The organism is Bacillus sp. MYb56, assembly GCF_002976445.1.
GTDB classification, from domain to species: Bacteria; Bacillota; Bacilli; order Bacillales; family Bacillaceae_G; genus Bacillus_A; species Bacillus_A mycoides.
Map to the genome: position 1 here is coordinate 12,789 of NZ_PCOH01000021.1, position 17,851 is coordinate 30,639.

15 protein-coding genes, 1 tRNA gene and 2 pseudogenes are annotated in these 17,851 nt (G+C 33.8%); 13 read left to right on the forward strand and 5 right to left on the reverse strand.

All coding sequences use genetic code 11. The features are described 5' to 3' along the window. Positions 1 to 22: 22 nt before the first annotated feature. The gene (locus CQ058_RS31875; RefSeq protein ID WP_181150775.1) at positions 23 to 187 is read left to right on the forward strand and encodes a hypothetical protein; all 165 of its coding nucleotides are present in this window, start codon (positions 23 to 25) and stop codon (positions 185 to 187) included. A 603-nt stretch (positions 188 to 790) separates the two neighbouring features. Here CQ058_RS31875 and CQ058_RS21555 read toward each other — a convergent pair. Then, complete coding sequence (locus CQ058_RS21555) at positions 791 to 1,111, reverse strand: DUF3884 family protein (RefSeq protein WP_002140297.1); 321 nt, start codon at positions 1,109 to 1,111, stop codon at positions 791 to 793. Positions 1,112 to 1,772: 661 nt separating this feature from the next. Here CQ058_RS21555 and CQ058_RS21560 point away from each other — a divergent pair. From CQ058_RS21560 to yhbH, 11 genes are all read left to right on the forward strand, one after another. Beyond that, a complete protein-coding gene (locus tag CQ058_RS21560) occupies positions 1,773 to 2,492 on the forward strand; it encodes a YebC/PmpR family DNA-binding transcriptional regulator (RefSeq protein ID WP_002113875.1) in 720 nt (239 codons plus the stop codon). Positions 2,493 to 2,642: 150 nt separating this feature from the next. Further along, positions 2,643 to 3,104, forward strand: a complete 462-nt coding sequence (locus CQ058_RS21565; RefSeq protein WP_002188226.1) for an NUDIX hydrolase — start codon at positions 2,643 to 2,645, stop codon at positions 3,102 to 3,104. Positions 3,105 to 3,633: 529 nt separating this feature from the next. Beyond that, positions 3,634 to 4,410 (forward strand): transglycosylase domain-containing protein, encoded by a 777-nt coding sequence (locus tag CQ058_RS21570; protein WP_002091102.1) that lies wholly within the window; start codon positions 3,634 to 3,636, stop codon positions 4,408 to 4,410. 186 nt (positions 4,411 to 4,596) lie between these two features. Further along, entirely contained in the window at positions 4,597 to 5,250 is a 654-nt protein-coding gene (locus tag CQ058_RS21575; RefSeq protein ID WP_002091101.1) for a DsbA family protein, read from the forward strand. A 115-nt stretch (positions 5,251 to 5,365) separates the two neighbouring features. Then, positions 5,366 to 5,439: transfer RNA gene (locus CQ058_RS21580), tRNA-Gly, on the forward strand. A gap of 200 nt (positions 5,440 to 5,639) precedes the next feature. Beyond that, a complete protein-coding gene (gene queG, locus CQ058_RS21585; RefSeq protein ID WP_002115986.1) occupies positions 5,640 to 6,782 on the forward strand; it encodes a tRNA epoxyqueuosine(34) reductase QueG in 1,143 nt (380 codons plus the stop codon). A 44-nt stretch (positions 6,783 to 6,826) separates the two neighbouring features. Continuing rightward, complete coding sequence (locus CQ058_RS21590) at positions 6,827 to 7,714, forward strand: amidase domain-containing protein (protein WP_002029655.1); 888 nt, start codon at positions 6,827 to 6,829, stop codon at positions 7,712 to 7,714. A 58-nt stretch (positions 7,715 to 7,772) separates the two neighbouring features. Next, a complete protein-coding gene (trmL, locus tag CQ058_RS21595) occupies positions 7,773 to 8,261 on the forward strand; it encodes a tRNA (uridine(34)/cytosine(34)/5-carboxymethylaminomethyluridine(34)-2'-O)-methyltransferase TrmL (RefSeq protein WP_000538149.1) in 489 nt (162 codons plus the stop codon). A gap of 124 nt (positions 8,262 to 8,385) precedes the next feature. Continuing rightward, positions 8,386 to 10,455, forward strand: coding sequence for a sensor domain-containing protein (locus tag CQ058_RS21600; protein WP_002140299.1), 2,070 nt, complete (start codon positions 8,386 to 8,388; stop codon positions 10,453 to 10,455). 403 nt (positions 10,456 to 10,858) lie between these two features. Then, complete coding sequence (locus tag CQ058_RS21610) at positions 10,859 to 12,754, forward strand: PrkA family serine protein kinase (protein ID WP_002029658.1); 1,896 nt, start codon at positions 10,859 to 10,861, stop codon at positions 12,752 to 12,754. 449 nt (positions 12,755 to 13,203) lie between these two features. Continuing rightward, a complete protein-coding gene (yhbH, locus tag CQ058_RS21625; RefSeq protein ID WP_087963125.1) occupies positions 13,204 to 14,361 on the forward strand; it encodes a sporulation protein YhbH in 1,158 nt (385 codons plus the stop codon). A gap of 227 nt (positions 14,362 to 14,588) precedes the next feature. On the opposite strand, the gene CQ058_RS21630 is transcribed toward yhbH, so the two are convergent. The 4 genes and pseudogenes from CQ058_RS21630 to CQ058_RS32360 all read right to left on the reverse strand — a co-directional run. After that, the gene (locus CQ058_RS21630; protein WP_087963126.1) at positions 14,589 to 15,719 is read right to left on the reverse strand and encodes an MFS transporter; all 1,131 of its coding nucleotides are present in this window, start codon (positions 15,717 to 15,719) and stop codon (positions 14,589 to 14,591) included. 161 nt (positions 15,720 to 15,880) lie between these two features. Then, positions 15,881 to 16,507, reverse strand: coding sequence for an FMN-dependent NADH-azoreductase (locus CQ058_RS21635; RefSeq protein ID WP_087963127.1), 627 nt, complete (start codon positions 16,505 to 16,507; stop codon positions 15,881 to 15,883). Positions 16,508 to 16,706: 199 nt separating this feature from the next. Continuing rightward, positions 16,707 to 17,351, reverse strand: coding sequence for a DsbA family oxidoreductase (locus CQ058_RS21640; RefSeq protein ID WP_002114586.1), 645 nt, complete (start codon positions 17,349 to 17,351; stop codon positions 16,707 to 16,709). Positions 17,352 to 17,603: 252 nt separating this feature from the next. Beyond that, positions 17,604 to 17,705, reverse strand: a pseudogene (locus CQ058_RS32360) (DUF3238 domain-containing protein); the annotation flags it as partial. On the opposite strand from CQ058_RS32360, the pseudogene CQ058_RS32365 reads away from it, so the two are divergent. After that, positions 17,693 to 17,833 (forward strand): annotated as a pseudogene (locus tag CQ058_RS32365) (IS6 family transposase); the annotation flags it as partial. The pseudogenes CQ058_RS32360 and CQ058_RS32365 overlap by 13 nt on opposite strands. Positions 17,834 to 17,851 lie beyond the last annotated feature (18 nt).

Below are 17,851 nucleotides of genomic sequence, written 5' to 3' on the forward strand. Positions count from 1 at the left end.
AAACTATGTAAAGGAGAAAGAAATGAAATTTGATGTAGTTGAATCGGTAAAAAATTTATTAGGCGTTGAAGAAGGCAGTAATGTAGAATTCGTATTTGATAATATTGGCAGCGGAGCACCTTATATAAGTGGAGCTATTACTTCACATAGAATAAATCGATTGAAAAAACGTTTGGACGACATCTAATAGAGTTCTTTGAATTAACAAGTTTAATTAAAGATGGACAATTGATTTAGTCTTTTGGTTGTACTTAATGCCTATTTAAAGAGTTTTGTGTCGGTAAGGGCGCTAATATATTAAATAATATATTCACCTATATAATAGGAAGAAACTCGTTTTATGTCGAACTACTCAACTTGACGAACCTTTTTAAACGAAATATACTTATTTACAAGATAGTCGTATGTTATAATTTTGTTTAAACTTAAATTGAACGTTAAAGAGCGTATATATATCAATGTTTCTGATGGTTTATGGAGAAGATTAAATTCTATAACCGACTCAAAATCGTGTTCCTTCGGGAGTGTCGGTTCGACCCCGACCATCGGTATCACGAACGGCGTAACATCAAGGCTCTACACTAATTGTGTAGAGTTTTTTTGTGTTTTTTTCACACTACAAAATAAGCACTAATAGTGCGTTGGGGTAGTGTGCGGTGAGTAAGTGACGAACTTTAGATACAGTTGGAAAAAACTATGAAGTATTAAAAGGATAAAACCAAAAGTTCGGTTTTATCCTTTTATAAAATTTCAGTAGAATATTACATATACAAGAATTTTTTCGAGCACTCTAGAGAGAATCTCTCCACCCTGGTGACATGAAGTTAAATCCGATACCACCAGTTGAAATTACCACATTATCAGCTGGTAATTTCGTAATTTCGAAAAACTTCTTTTCAAACTCTTCTCTGTTGTACTTGTACATAGTTGAGTGACACGACCATATTTGCGTTGAAGTACTCAACCAGTCCCCTAATTCCTTTAATTTAGGGAACGAATCAAAGTGAATTGGACCATCCAATTTTATGAATCTCACTTGATAGATAGTTGGGTTTAACTTCTCTCCTATTCCTTTAAAACCATGTGATTTTTTCTCATTTGAATGTGTCATAATTCTCCCCCTATCTTTTCTTCAAATTTTTTCCTATTTTAATTATACAGCAATAGAAAGTAATTAAGGAAATATTATGGGATTAGTAGAGGAATGAAAAGGAATAACTTTAGTTTGATAATGAATAGTTCATAACATACTACATAACAAATCTTTAAAAGGACATGGCAGCTTTGCCCTGTTTCTTATTGTTTAGCGAGAAATAATAAAATAAATCATCACAGTAATAAATGAAATATGATAAATTTAATCAAGGGAGAGAAATGAAAGTAAAAGGTGTCAGTTATTTAATATGATTCCATTTTGGCTCCGTTTCATTTTAATTTATCATGTTTAAAGAAGCTCAAAATTTTTAAAATGCTTTAAAATAAAGGATTTTAAGGGTAGCACTCTATATAAATGTCACCTAAAAAGACCCTAACAGAAATGTTAGGTTTTTTTTTGTTAAATTATGCTATGTGATTCTAAAATTCGTAATAAACTTAGGAATTCATGTATAATATAACTTGTCGAAAGAACAAAATGATAGTGATTTATATTATGTCTGTAATATGAATCAAAAATGAACTTTTTATATTTCTTTTAAAAATGTGTTGAATACACATTATATTTCATATTAATATTTTTATGTAGATTTAAAATGGGAAAGAGAGTGGAAAGTATGGGCCGTAAATGGAACAATATTAAAGAAAAAAAAGCATCAAAAGATGCAAATACAAGCCGTATATACGCGAAATTTGGACGTGAAATTTATGTGGCAGCAAAACAAGGCGAGCCAGATCCAGAATCAAACCAAACGTTAAGAGTTGTATTAGAACGTGCGAAAACATACAACGTGCCAAGAACAATTATTGACCGTGCGATTGAAAAGGCAAAAGGCGGTTCAGAAGAAAACTATGACGAGCTTCGTTATGAAGGCTTTGGACCAAACGGATCTATGGTAATTGTAGATACACTGACAAATAACGTAAACCGTACTGCAGCAGATGTACGAGCTGCATTTAGCAAAAACAGTGGTAACATGGGTGTAAACGGTTCTGTCGCTTACATGTTTGATGCGACAGCTGTTATCGGTCTTGAAGGTAAAACATCAGATGAAGTTCTTGAAATCTTAATGGAAGCAGATGTAGATGCACGTGACATTCTAGAAGAAGAAGATTCTGTTATCGTTTATGCTGAACCTGATCAGTTCCATTCAGTACAATCTGCACTTAAAGGTGCTGGTGTTGAAGAATTTACAGTTGCAGAATTAACAATGCTTGCACAAAGTGATGTAGAACTTCCTGAAGATGCTCAAGTGCAATTTGAAAAAATGGTTGATGCATTAGAAGATTTAGAAGATGTACAGCAAGTTTACCACAACGTAGACTTAGGGGAATAATATAAGACAGAAGACCCTTTCCTTTAACGGATAGGGTCTTTTTTTATGGAGTTAATTAAGGTGGTAAAGTATTAAAGGTATTTTGTAGCTGCTAGGGAATATGGTTATAGGTTTGTATTTTAAATAATCATATTTCTAGGAGGTATTTCTGTGGAGCATAAAACACCAAAGCATATTGTTGCCGTAGCAGGTTATGTAACAAATGAAAAGAATGAGGTGCTTTTAACGAAAGTGCACTGGCGAGCAGATACGTGGGAAATGCCTGGAGGACAGGTAGAAGAAGGGGAAGCGCTCGATCAAGCTGTTTGCAGAGAAATAATGGAGGAAACAGGATTAACTGTGAAGCCTATCGGAGTTACAGGGATTTATTATAATGCTTCTAGGCATATTGTAGCTGTTGTTTTTAAAGTAGCATATGTTAGTGGTGAAATAAAAATTCAATCTGAAGAAATACAAGAGGCTAAATTTGTTGCTTTAAACGAAGAGAACATTGATGAGTATATAACGCGTCCTCATATGAAATCAAGGACACTTGATGCGATGAAAGCAATGCATTTTATTCCATACGAAACATGGGAAGTTCAGCCATATAATCTTATAGGAAGGTTGTAAAGAAAAGGTTAGTTATTTGAGGACAGCTCAAATTGCTAACCTTTTCTTTATGTATACTGTTTCAGAAAAAGGTCACAATAATAAAGTGTAGGCTAATAATGGGTGGAGGAAGCAGGACTACCACCTAATTTCCTAGCTTTAGCCAAGTTTTGAGGGAGAATTCTTACTGCACACAAATAGCGAGATAATCCGAAAGCTAGTATTGATTTATAGAACGTTCGTTCTGTATAATGGTGATATATCGTATATAATTAGATTGCTAGATGTTTAAAAGCATAAATGTATAAACTGATATAATAAAAGAATAAAGTGAAATTAAGGAGAGTCCTACTTCCTATAAATAGTGTGATAAATAAATGTATATTCAATATTTCATATGAATAGTAGATAAAAAGGGACTGTGATACAATACATTTTTACACCTTACAATGTTGTAAGGTAGGTGTAAGAGAAATCGATGGGATATTCTTTTATAACAAGGTATTCTTAAATTAAGAGTTATATGCTGTGTGGAAAAGAGGTGTTCGAGATGAAAGAACGAGTATTATCTAGAGTGAACTATCATCAAAAAGTTGCATTAAATCCATTAACTAAATTTCTTTATAAAGCCATTATATTATTATTATTGTTAAGTTTTGCATTATTATTCGTTGGAAATGTAATGATTGAGCGAAGTGATATTAGTAAATTACATGTACCTGCTAAGTTAGAGGTGCCAGAATCATTAACACACGCATTTATTGCGACGGAAGATAAAAGATTTTATCATCATAACGGCTTAGACTATATAGCGATTATCAGGGCGTCTATTGAGAATATAAAAGCTGGTGGTGTTGTGCAAGGAGGAAGCACGATTACACAGCAGTTATCTAAAAATGCTTTCTTATCTAATGAACGTACATTTTCCCGTAAGTGGAAAGAAATTTTTTATACGAAAAAGATTGAACGTACATTCACAAAGGATGAGATATTAAAATTGTATGTAAGTAATATTTACTACGGAGAAGGCGCATGGGGGATTGAAAAAGCAGCAAACCTTTACTTCGGTAAAAAAGTGGATCAATTAACACTGGCTGAAAGTGCAATGATGGCTGCTATAGTAAAAGCACCGGCTTATTACTCACCTGCACAAAATTATGATAAAGCAGTTGAGAGACGGAATGTAGTTTTAAGGCTAATGGAGAAAGAAGGGTATATAAATCATGATGAATATGTGCAAGCAGTTAGTGAGAAATTAGTAATTCGCCATGATATAAAAACAGAGCAATCCATGTTAAAAAATGCCCGTGAAAAAGCAGTAAGTTAAAAGAAGTTCCTACATAGGAGCTTCTTTTTTTAATAATTTGTGACAAAAGGCGACACAATATTGTCACAAACGTTGTATTTTTGTAATTTATGTGAGCGTGTTCATTGCGTGACCTATGTAAGTATTGATATTATGTGTATTGTGTACAATGATGTATACAGAATATGAAATTAAAGAGGAATGTATATGAAATCATCAAACAAACTCATGGCTCTTGGTATAGTTTTTTCTATCGCAGTATTGATTGTAATCGGGACGATTGTGTATAGCATCATAAATGACAAGAAAGATAAAGGGAATGAGATGTTTGCTTATTCTACGCAACAATCTTTAGGAAAAGATGATGCTCCAGTTAAGGTAGTTGAATTTGGAGACTTTAAATGTCCAGCTTGTCGTACTTGGGATGTAACAGTATTACCACGATTAAAAGAAGAGTATATTGATAAAGGTAAAGTGCAGTTATATTTTATTAACTTCCCGTTTATCGGAAAAGACTCTGATTTAGGTGCAGCTGCCGGTGAAGCAATTTATAAACAAGATCAAGATTCATTCTGGATTTTCTATGATGAGATTTATCAAAATCAAAAGAAAGATACGGAAGAATGGATTACAGAAGAATTACTTCTTAATATTGTGAAAGAAAAGCTTCCGAAAATTAATGTAGAACAGTTTAAAAAAGATTTACACAGTAAAGAAATGAAAGACAAAGTACGTAAAGATTCAGATCGTGCTCAAAAATTAAAAGTTCAAGGTGCTCCTTCAGTATATATAAATGGGAATCTTGCAAACCCTGATTTCGATAGTATGAAGAAGGCGATTGATAAAGAATTGAAAAAGTGATGAGGTATCTCATCACTTTTTCGACTTTTTTCGATAAATTTCTTGCTTCGATTTTTTTTACATGCTATACTACTTTACATAAGTTATTTCAATATCTTATATTTTTTTCATATTTGCGGGTGTAGTTTAGTGGTAAAACAAGAGCCTTCCAAGCTCTGGTCGAGAGTTCGATTCTCTTCACCCGCTCCAAATTTTATTTAATGTTTTTCTAATAAATTGTGATCAACGCAGTGTTTCGTTTCTAAGATAAACGAAGCATTGCGTTTTTTAATGTTTGAAAATCATAATTGTATGCGAAAATAGAAGTGAAGAATATTATTCCAAAAGTGAATTGATAACCAGTATAGTCGTTACATAAGGGATAGATTCATCGGTGGAGGCGATTGAAAATGGACTTTGAACAATTAAAGCAAGATGTAATTGCGTATAGTAAAACGATTGGTATAGATAAAATAGGTTTTGCCAGTGCTTCACCATTTGAGGAATTAAAGCAGCGCCTAATCCAGCAACAACAATTGAATTATCAGTCTGGATTCGAAGAGCCTGATATAGAGAAGAGAACGAATCCACAGCTATTGTTACCTGGTGCGAAATCAATTATTGCGATTGCTTTAGCATACCCTTCAAAATTAAAAAATGCACCATTAAGTAAACGAGGGGAACGACGTGGGATTTTTTGCCGTGCTTCTTGGGGCCAAGATTATCACCTTGTTCTACGAGATCGTTTGCAAAAGTTAGAGGCGTATTTAATCGAAAAGCTGCCGGATATAGAAGTGAAATCAATGGTTGATACAGGGGAGCTAAGTGATCGAGCTGTTTCAGAGCGTGCCGGTATTGGATGGAGTGGTAAGAACTGCGCTATTATTACGCCGGAATTTGGTTCGTATGTATACTTAGGAGAAATGATTACGAATGTTCCATTCCCTCCTGATCGGCCAATAGAAGATCAATGTGGAAGTTGTACGAAATGTATTGATATTTGTCCTACAGGTGCTTTAGTACAAGGCGGGCAGTTGGACTCGAAGAAATGTATTGCATTTTTAACACAGACAAAAGGGTTTCTGCCTGAAGAATATCGCGATAAAATAGGAAACCGTATATATGGATGTGATACGTGTCAGACTGTTTGTCCGAAAAATAAAGGAATGGATTTTCATAACCATCCTGAAATGGAGCCTGACCCTGAGTTAGTTAAACCGTTATTAACACCACTTTTAACAATTAGTAATCGTGATTTTAAAGAGAAGTATGGAATTATGTCTGGTTCATGGAGAGGTAAAAAACCATTGCAACGAAATGCTATTTTAGCACTTGCGCATTTTAAAGAAACAGCAGCAATTCCTGATTTAATCGGTGTTATGAAAGATGACCCAAGACCAGTCCTTCGGGGAACAGCAGCATGGGCACTTGGGAAAATTGGTGGAGATGGAGTAGGAGAAGCGATTGAAAAAGCGATGGAACGTGAGAAAGATGAAGAGGTTCTTCATGAAATGAATCGTGGACTTGAATTGTTAGCACAGAAAAAAGAGTAGATAATATCTCCCTTTTTCATATTGTAATATGGGAGGGAGACGAAATGGTTGTAAAAGCGAATATTGAAAAGCAAGTGCAACAGTTTTTAGCATATATAACAGAGAAACGAACAGATGTAGATGGTATTGCAGTAGATTTGTTACAAATGGTACAGAGAAAGAAACAATTGTTTCAAAAGCGTAGTGCACATATAGTGAAAGCAACTGCAGATATTTCTTTCGTTAGACAATTAAATAGTAATGAGCATCAAGAAATTGATTATCAAATACACTTGAAATATTTAATTAAGCATAAAGAATTATTTTATATCGAAGAGGAACAATTAAAACGACGAGTTTGTTTAAAAAATAGTTGTATAATAGATGATTATGCTCTCGAAGTGTCAGAAGAAATAGGAATAGGTGAAACGTTAGAACGGGAAGTCACGAAAGAAAAATACGGTTCATATCAATATAATCGTTTAGAGGCAGTGAAATATGCAGAGCGTTGGTGGGATGATCGCAATTCTGCATACCGTAATTTTCCGGATAATTGTACAAATTTCATTTCACAATGTCTGCATACTGGAGAAGTACCGATGAATGGACATCCTAACATTCGTAAAGGGTGGTGGCAAAGGGGAAACCAGTGGAGTTGGAGCTGGGCTGTAGCACACTCTTTTTATTGGTATTTGTCAGGTGCTACAACAGGGCTTCGAGCAGAAGCAGTAGAAAGGCCAGAAGACCTTATTCTTGGCGATGTAATTGCGTATGATTTTGAGGATGATGGTAGGTGGAATCATACGACAATTGTAGTAGCAAAAGACGCAGATGGTATGCCGCTTGTAAATGCACATTCAGCGAATAGCCGCAGGCGTTATTGGAACTATGAAGATTCTAGTAAATATACACCACAAATGAAATATAAATTCTTTCATATTATTAATGGGTAGAGATTTTTCGTTCAAGTGGTATAATACGTAGTAGATAAAAAATAGAGGTGAATATCGCGTGGGAGTACATGTTGTTTTATATCAACCAGAAATTCCAGCAAATACAGGAAATATTGCACGTACTTGTGCAGCAACTGGAACAGAATTACATTTGATTAGACCGCTTGGATTTTCAACGGATGACAAAATGTTAAAGCGTGCAGGATTAGATTATTGGCAGCACGTAAAAGTTACGTATTATGATTCAATCGAAGAATTTTATGAGAAAAATAAAGATGGTGAATTCTTTTATTTAACAAAGTATGGCGAGAAAGCTCATACAGCATTTGATTATAGCAAACGTGAGAAGGATTACTATTTCGTATTTGGAAGAGAAACAAATGGATTACCAGCTAATGTAATTGAAGAAAACTTCGATCATTGTTTACGTATTCCAATGACGGATAAAGTACGTTCATTAAATTTATCTAATACAGCAGCAATTTTAATTTATGAAGCGTTCCGTCAACAAAATTATCCAGGATTAGATTTAGAAATCGTGTATTAAAAGTCGCCATTTGGCGGCTTTTTTATTTTTTAAAAAAATATGTAATCATACATTTTAAAAAAGGTACATATTCATATAGAATGAGATATATGAATAAAAATAGATAAGACGGGTTGAGATAAATATGAAGGAACAATATAATAATCAAAATACCTTTTTAAGTATGATAGATATGGATTTAGTAAGACAGGGATTGTTACATGCTATTCAAGATTTAGTGTTTATTGTGAAAGTTATTGATGATGAAACTTTTAAATATATTTATGTGAATAAAATAGGAATGAATCACGCCAGGCTAGGGAAAGAATGTTATGGGAAAACTTTTGCAGAAGTATTACCAGAAGATACGGCAAGGTTATTGCAAGGACACTATGCAAAAGTAATGAGAGAAGCGAGAGCAATTACATTTTGTGATGTAATTAGTTTGCCAACTGGTGATATACATTATGAATCTTCACTTAATCCAGTATGCGATGTAAATGGAACATGTCAGTTTATTATTTGTATTACTAGAGATATTACAGCACAGGTTAAGAAAAAAGTGGAAATAGAAGAAAAACAAATGTTATTTAAGTCATTACTAGAATATAATAATGATTCCATTATATCTGTAGATTCTATTGGAAGAATTACATATGCAAATCCAGCGACTTATGAAATTTTTGGGTATCGATATGAAGAGTTAAAGGACCAATTTATTTTTCAGTTTATAAATAAAGAATATGAAAAAACTTTTCAAATTATATTTAAAAATGCTTTACAGGGAAGAGCAAAACAAATTGTTGCAAAGAAATATATTCATAAAGAAGGATATGAACTTTATATTTCCGTGAGGACAATCCCCATTATTGTGAATAGTGAAATCGTCGGGGTGTACATTGTTACGAGGGATGTTACGAGGCAAGTATTAAATGAGATGAAAACAGAATATTTGGCTTACTTTGATCAGTTAACGGGGTTAATGAATAGAATATCATGTACAAATAAGCTAAATGAATTTTTAGCTGAGAATAAAGAATTCGCATTGGTTTTTATAGATTTGGATGAATTTCACCTTATTAATGATACATTTGGTCATAAAGAAGGGGATCAAGTCTTAAAAAAAGTTACTGAATGCTTACGAGACCTAAAGATAGAAGATATGCATTTATTTAGAGAACATGATGATCAATTTGTTATGTTAATAGAAAATATAACGAGAGAATACGTAGAGGAAGTTGCACAAACAATATTAAAGAAAATTAGTGGGCATTTTGTAATAGAAGAAGAGGATGTTTATTTGAGTGCATCAATTGGGATTGTAATGGCCCCAGAAGATGGAATGGATGAAAAAATGCTTTTCCAAAGAGTCGACGCAGCTTTGGAAAAAGCAAAGGAAAAAGGAAAAGGGTATTATCATTTTTATTGTAGTGGATTAGATTGTGAACGTGAACAAAGGTTTATAATAGAAAATCAGTTACATCGTGCTATAGAGAAAAATGAATTTTCCCTCTATTATCAACCTCAAATTAATATTGAAACGGGAAAGATGGCCAGTATGGAAGCCTTAATAAGGTGGGAGAATAAGGAGCTAGGTTTTGTCTCGCCAAATCAATTTATCCCACTTGCTGAAAGAACAGGGTTTATTATTAAACTTGATGAATGGGTAGTACATCAAGTTTGTGAACAGATACGTGAATGGTTAAATAAAGGATATGAGGTTGTACCAATCGCAGTTAATATTTCAGCTAGACATTTTCGTTCTATTACATTAATAGAGATGATTACACGTGCTTTAAATAAGTACAACGTTCCCCCTCATTTATTAGCAATAGAAGTTACAGAAGGGGCTCTTATACATAAAGATGTATCAAAAAGAGTGTTATTGCAGTTAAAAGAACAAAATTTAAAGATTCATTTAGATGACTTTGGAACGGGATATTCATCTTTAAGTTATTTAAAAACATATCCGATTGATACGTTAAAAATTGATCGTTCTTTTATGGAAGGTATATATAAAGATGAAAGAGATACGAATATTACGGCTGCAATTATTCATTTAGCACATACTCTAGGGTTAAATGTGATTGCAGAAGGAGTAGAAAAGGCGGAACAAATACAGTTTTTAAAGGAAAAGAATGTGAAAATCGTACAAGGTTATTTTTATAATCGCCCTTTATCGATATACGATGTGGAAAATATTTATTTTAAATAGTGTATAAAAAACAAGAAAAAAAGTGATGTGCTGAAAAGCACATCACTTTTTTTGTGTACCTGGCTTATCGTTATAACCAGATGTGAAAATAGCTGTAAGAAATGTGAGTGATACACCTAAAATTAATAATAACTTCATACTAATTTCCCCCTTACTTTTTCGGTTTACGAATCCTATTTGTGAATCGAAATGTATGTAAGGTTCCCAGAAGAAAAGAATTTATTTACAATGAATAGCAGCATGAAAACTTTAATACCTTTATTATACAGAATTTTCTTTGAATTTTGGAGAGAATTTTATCGCGCTATTATATATTTCGTTTTGATTTAAAGAATGTTTAAGGACATCCTAGCATACCTTTTATAATAATCCGATTGAACAAGGAGATGGGGGAGGAGTTATAATGGATATTCTAAAGAAAATTGAACAATATCGGGAAGCAGAAGAACGTTTACAATGGGAAGGTACGTTTGCGGAGTATTTGGAGCTTGTGAAAGAAAGACCATGGGTGGCTCAAACAGCACACTCTCGCATTTACAATATGATAAAAGATGCTGGAATTGAAGAAGTTGATGGTAGAAGAAAATATAACTTCTTTAGTAATCAGCTATTTGGATTAGAGGATGCTTTAGAACGCCTTGTGGAAGAATATTTTCATCCATCTGCAAAACGATTAGATGTTAGGAAACGTATTTTGTTATTAATGGGGCCTGTTAGTGGGGGGAAATCAACATTAGTTACGATGTTGAAACGAGGATTAGAAACATATTCACGAACAGATCGTGGAGCGATTTTTGCAATAAAAGGATGCCCAATGCATGAAGATCCACTTCATTTAATTCCGCAACATTTACGGAATGATTTCTTTGATGAATATGGAGTAAGGATTGAAGGGAATTTATCACCATTAAATGTTATGCGTCTAGAGCAAGAATACGGGTCAAGAATTGAGGATGTAGTTGTAGAGCGTATTTTCTTCTCTGAAGATCGCCGTACAGGAATTGGTACATTTAGTCCTTCTGATCCAAAATCACAAGATATTGCCGATTTAACAGGTAGTCTAGACTTTTCTACAATTGCAGAATACGGTTCGGAATCAGATCCTCGTGCATATCGATTTGATGGAGAATTAAATAAGGCGAACCGCGGCATGATGGAATTCCAAGAGATGTTAAAATGTGATGAGAAATTTTTATGGCATTTACTATCGCTTACACAAGAAGGGAATTTTAAAGCAGGAAGATTTGCGCTTATTTCAGCAGATGAATTAATTGTAGCGCATACAAATGAAACAGAGTATCGTTCCTTCATAGCAAATAAGAAAAATGAAGCATTGCATTCACGAATTATTGTAATGCCGGTTCCATATAATTTACGGGTTAGTGAAGAAGAACATATTTATGAAAAAATGATTCGTGAAAGTGATGTGTCCAATGTTCATATTGCACCGCATACACTTCGCGTTGCAGCAATGTTCACTATTTTAACTCGTTTAAAAGACCCGAAGCGTCCAGATATTGATTTAATTAAAAAGATGCGTTTATATGATGGAGAAACGGTAGAAGGATATAATACGATTGATGTAGAGGAACTGCAACGCGAATATCAAGATGAAGGTATGAAGGGGATTGACCCTCGTTATGTCATTAACCGAATTTCTTCTACAATTATTCGAAAAGAGGTACCATCTATTAATGCACTAGATGTACTGAGATCGTTAAAAGACGGATTGGATCAGCACCCGTCAATTAGTAGTGAGGACCGAGAGCGCTATATGAATTTCATCTCATTAGCGAGAAAAGAATACGATGAAATTGCTAAGAAAGAAGTACAAAAAGCATTTGTTTATTCATACGAAGAATCAGCTAAGACACTTATGGATAATTACTTAGATAACGTCGAAGCATACTGCAATAAATCAAAATTACGTGATCCGTTAACTGGTGAAGAAATGAGCCCAGATGAAAAACTTATGCGTTCGATTGAAGAGCAAATTGGAATTTCAGAAAATGCTAAAAAGGCATTCCGTGAAGAAATTTTAATTCGCATTTCTGCTTACGCACGTAAAGGGAAACGCTTTGATTATAATTCACACGAACGTCTTCGTGAAGCGATTCAGAAAAAATTATTTGCCGATTTAAAAGATATAGTGAAAATTACAACATCAACGAAAACACCAGACGAAAATCAGCTTAAGAAAATCAATGATGTTGTTGCACGCTTAATTGATGAGCATGGCTATAATTCTTCATCTGCGAATGAATTGTTACGATATGTAGGTAGTTTGTTAAATCGATAGTTTGATAACAAAACGCTGTCTCTTATTCTTGGGGCGGCGTTTTGTTATCTATTGATATTTGTAAAAAATGTCATAGCTTGTCCGAATATAATAAATTAAGATGCGATTTTATGAATTTCTTGTCAATTATTTTTACAATATGCATATGATAGAGTAACCAACCATTCATACAAAAAAGCCAACACAATACAATATGTTGCAAAACGAAAATGTGTGCAACAATGCATTGTGTTTCTTTCTTATCAACGGCTGAATGTTTCTTTCTTATTATGTGAGTGGCAAAATTTTGTTTAGGATGCTCGGAGTATTGTATGAAAAACGCTATATATGTTTATGGGATGATTTTCGATGAACAGTTATTTTTCAAATATTCTAGTTACGCACACTAGAAAACAAAATTATAGATTGCTGTTCATAGGGGAAGACAATTACAGTAAGGAGGGAAAGGAATGAGCGAAGAAAACCAACCAAATTACACGATTTCACAGGAAAACTGGTCCCTCCATCGCAAAGGATATGACGACCAACAACGCCATCAAGAAAAAGTGCAGGAGGCAATCAAAAATAATTTGCCAGACCTTGTAACAGAAGAAAGTATAGTTATGTCTAATGGCAAGGATGTTGTGAAAATACCGATTCGTTCTTTAGATGAATATAAGATTAGATACAATTATGATAAAAACAAACACGTTGGGCAAGGAAACGGTGACAGCAAAGTTGGTGATGTTGTTGCAAGAGATGGATCAGGTGGTCAAAAGCAGAAGGGACCAGGAAAAGGGCAAGGGGCAGGAGATGCAGCTGGAGAAGATTATTATGAAGCAGAAGTCTCAATTTTAGAATTGGAGCAAGCGTTTTTCAAAGAGTTAGAGCTGCCTAATTTAAAGAGAAAAGAAATGGATGAAAACCGGATTGAACATATTGAATTTAATGATATTAGAAAAACAGGATTATGGGGAAATATTGATAAGAAACGGACGATGATATCTGCATATAAACGAAATGCAATGCGTGGTAAAGCATCTTTCCATCCAATTCACCAAGAAGATTTAAAGTTCCGTACTTGGAATGAAGTGTTAAAGCCAGATTCAAAAGCTGTTGTATTAGCGATGATGGATACGAGTGGATCGATGGGAATATGGGAGAAGTATATGGCACGTAGCTTCTTTTTCTGGATGACAAGATTTTTACGCACAAAGTATGAAACCGTAGACATTGAGTTTATTGCTCACCATACGGAAGCGAAGGTCGTCACAGAAGAAGAGTTTTTCTCAAAAGGGGAAAGTGGCGGAACGATCTGTTCTTCCGTATACAAAAAAGCACTTGAGTTAATCGATAATAAATATTCACCAGACCGTTATAATATTTATCCATTCCATTTTTCAGACGGTGATAATTTAACTTCGGATAATGCTAGATGCGTAAAGCTTGTGGAAGAGTTGATGAAGAAGTGTAATATGTTTGGGTATGGGGAAGTGAATCAGTATAAACGTCCATCATCTACCCTTTTTTCTGTTTATAAAAACATTGAAGAGGAGAAGTTTAGGTATTATATATTGAAAAATAAGGAGGATGTGTTTAAATGCCTTAAAAAGTTCTTTAAGAAATGAATCCTAACATTAAAATATTAAGATTTAAGATATCTTAGGGTTAGAAATATATCAATGAATACACTGTGAATTTTTGAAGGAGAAATAAAAATTTATCGTTTGGGGAAGTTCATCTCATTTTTTTCGTTTAGGGGAACAAAATAAAATTTCTCTCAAATGAAAAGATAGGCTATTCTTTCTGTATATTTCTACAAAAAGAATAGCTCTTTTTTTTGTAAATTAAAAAGTTATTTTAGCATCTTTTTTACAAGCAAAATAAAAATTAACAGACTAATAAACCCAGATACAGCACAAACAATAAATATCATTTGATATCCCATGAGCTGTGAAACGAACCCTAAAAGAATAGCGCCTAAACCAATTCCTAAATCAAAAGCAGTAAAGAATGTAGCGTTCGCTACACCTCTTTTCTCTGGTGAAGCTAATCGTAAAGTTACTATTTGAAGAGCGGGTTGTGCTGATCCGAATCCAATTCCATATAAAATAGCTGTAATAACTAGTCCAACAATCCCTTTTGTCATTGCTAAGACTAATAGTGCGACTATCAGTATAAAAAGTGCAGGAACAATGATGATCCCTTCTCCATGTTTATCTGATATCTTCCCTGCAAGTGGTCTAATTACTGTAAGCGTGACAGCATACACTAAGAAAAAAGTACCAGCATTAACTTGAATGTTTGCCGCAAATAGTGGTAAAAATGTTGTAATGCCACCAAAAGTAAAGGATAGGAAAAATGTAACAATAGCGACTGGTAATACAGTTTTTTCAAAAAATGATATTGGCTTTTTTGATGTATGCTGAACTGCTGGGATTTTTGTACCAAATGCAAGTATGAATGCCATAATTGCTAAGGCTGTACATAGAAGGAATAAATAATGAAATGATAATGATTTTACTATCCAAAGACCTAATATTGGTCCTAAAGCCATACCTAAAGTCATGGCAAGTCCATACCATCCCATTCCTTCTCCACGACGAGATTGTGGAATCACATCAGTCACAGCTGTACCAATCGAAGTTGTAGCAATTGCCCAGCTGATTCCATGGAGGATACGTAATACCACTAAAAATATAACTCCTGTTACCCAATCGTAAAAATACATTGTAATTGCAAAAAATAATAGTCCGCTTATTATAAATACTCGTCGACCATATCGATCCATTAATCCTCCAACAATAGGACGTAAAATGACTGCCGATATTGTAAACACTCCTATAATAAATCCAACTTGAGATTCACTTCCACCTAATTGTTTAATAAAAATAGGTAGTGTTGGCATGAGTAAATAAAAACCACTAAATAGTAATAATGCTGTAATTGTCAACATTATATAGTTCTTTGTCCATAATCGTTCCATTATAATGTAATCCTTCTTTCATTTGAATAATTTGAGCGTAGAAAGCTCGCATCAATTGTATTCTTGCCACTCAAAAATAAAGGGATAAGTAAATAAAAAAAGCAGTACCACCGCTATAAAAGTGTTGGTACTGCCATATAGAGTGACAAGTGTTTTGTTAATTAGAACGTACTTGCTACTTTAATCGCTTTTTCAAGCCCTGCAGCAATAATTTCTTCTGCTTTATCTGGGAATTGGTTGTGACCTTCAATTACTATTTTTTCTATATCTTTTGCACCGAAGAAGCTCATCATACTTGCTATATATTTAACAGCCATTTCCATTTCAGCTTTTGGTCCTTTAGAATATACACCGCCACTTGCGTTTAATAATGCAATTTTCTTATTTCCAATAAGACCTACTGGACCTTCTGGCGTATACTTAAATGTTTTACCCGCGCGGTTTAAGTAATCAATATATGTGTGTAGTACGGCTGGGATTGTTAAATTCCATAACGGGAAACCAAATACAACTTTATCAGCTGCAAGGAATTGATCTAAATATTTATCAGCAACAGCTACTGCCTTTGCTTCTTCTGCTGTTAAATCAAATCCTCTACCAGACTTAAATGTACCGTTAATCATATCTACTCCTACATATGGCAATTCCTCATTGTATAAATCAAGCTCTACCACTGTATCATTTGGATGTGATTCTTTATAACTTGCTAAAAAAGCATAATATAATTTCACACTAACTGCTTGATCTGCTGGACGATTGTTTGCTTTTACAAATAAAACTGTTGTCATGTTTTTTTCCTCCTGTTATTCACTCTTACGTTGTTATTATTTACTCAATAAAAAGGGGGGATCCCATTTCTTTTATAACAAAAGTAATGTAGTCAACTTAATTGACCACATTATGCATATTACAATAGAATTCTGATAAAGTCAACTTAATTGACTTTAATTTTGTTGATCTATATTTTTCCACTAATCCAATCTATCATCAACAATCTCCATCTACAGTACATTGCAGTCCATCTAATGCATTCTCATTACCCTTTTCTAGTTCTTGATCAATCGCCTTTGCTAATTTTTCTTTGCTAGTAAATCCTTGAATGACCTCATCACCAATCATGAACGTTGGAACGGCCATAATTTGTACTTCTTGATGGGCATGTTTTATAGCTTTTTGATGCATTTCTCGGTACTTTCGTGATACTAATGCTTTTTTAAATGCATCCTGATAAAGTCCCACTTCCTCCGCCAATTTTGTTAACACTTCGATGTCTTCAATATTTTGTTCCTCTTGGAAATGTGCAATAAACACTCTATGGTGAAACTCATTTCCTTTTCCATGTTCTTTTGCAAATTGATAACCTTCAAACGCAAGGTGCGTATACGAACGAAAATGTGGTAACTTTATTTCTAATCCCAATTTTTTAGCAGTAGGATAAATAAATGAATTCCAAGCTTCCATTACACGAGGTTGTGTCCGTGGATCAATTTTCGGAGATGGACTAGGACGCAATTCAAATGGCATCCATTCTACTTCTACATCTTTTTCCTTTACAACCTCATCCAAAGGACCTGTTGCTAAAAAACAAAATGCGCATACAAAATCAGAATAAACTTTAATTTTTACAGTCATATATACGTTTCCTCACTTTTCTTTTTATCGCACCACTTGTAACTATATAAGTTATAAGTGGCGTAAAAAAATATACACTCTATACGAAGCATTTATTTTATTTACTAATAATGTAACGAGTTGTTCCATTGCCATATTCTCTAATACTTGATCCATCGCTTCTTGTGTATGGGCTAAAATAACCCTAAAATAATTTGTATATTTGCTCCCGTAGGATAAGTGAAATTTAGTTTTTTATGGGAATAAAACAACTTTTCCTGTTCTTTTATTAACTGAACCATCTAGTGTTGTGACTTTTTCTGTTGTTATACCCGTATTTGCATATGAGAAAATTTCTTTTTTATAAAAATCTACGTTATGTTTCACGTACGATAAAAGGAATCGAAACCGTTCATGCCCTGTATAAACAAAGGCGAAGTCTTCAAATAGACTTCGCCTTTTCGGCGTATCATAATTTACAGAAATTACTAATATCCACATAATATTTCCTCATATATTCA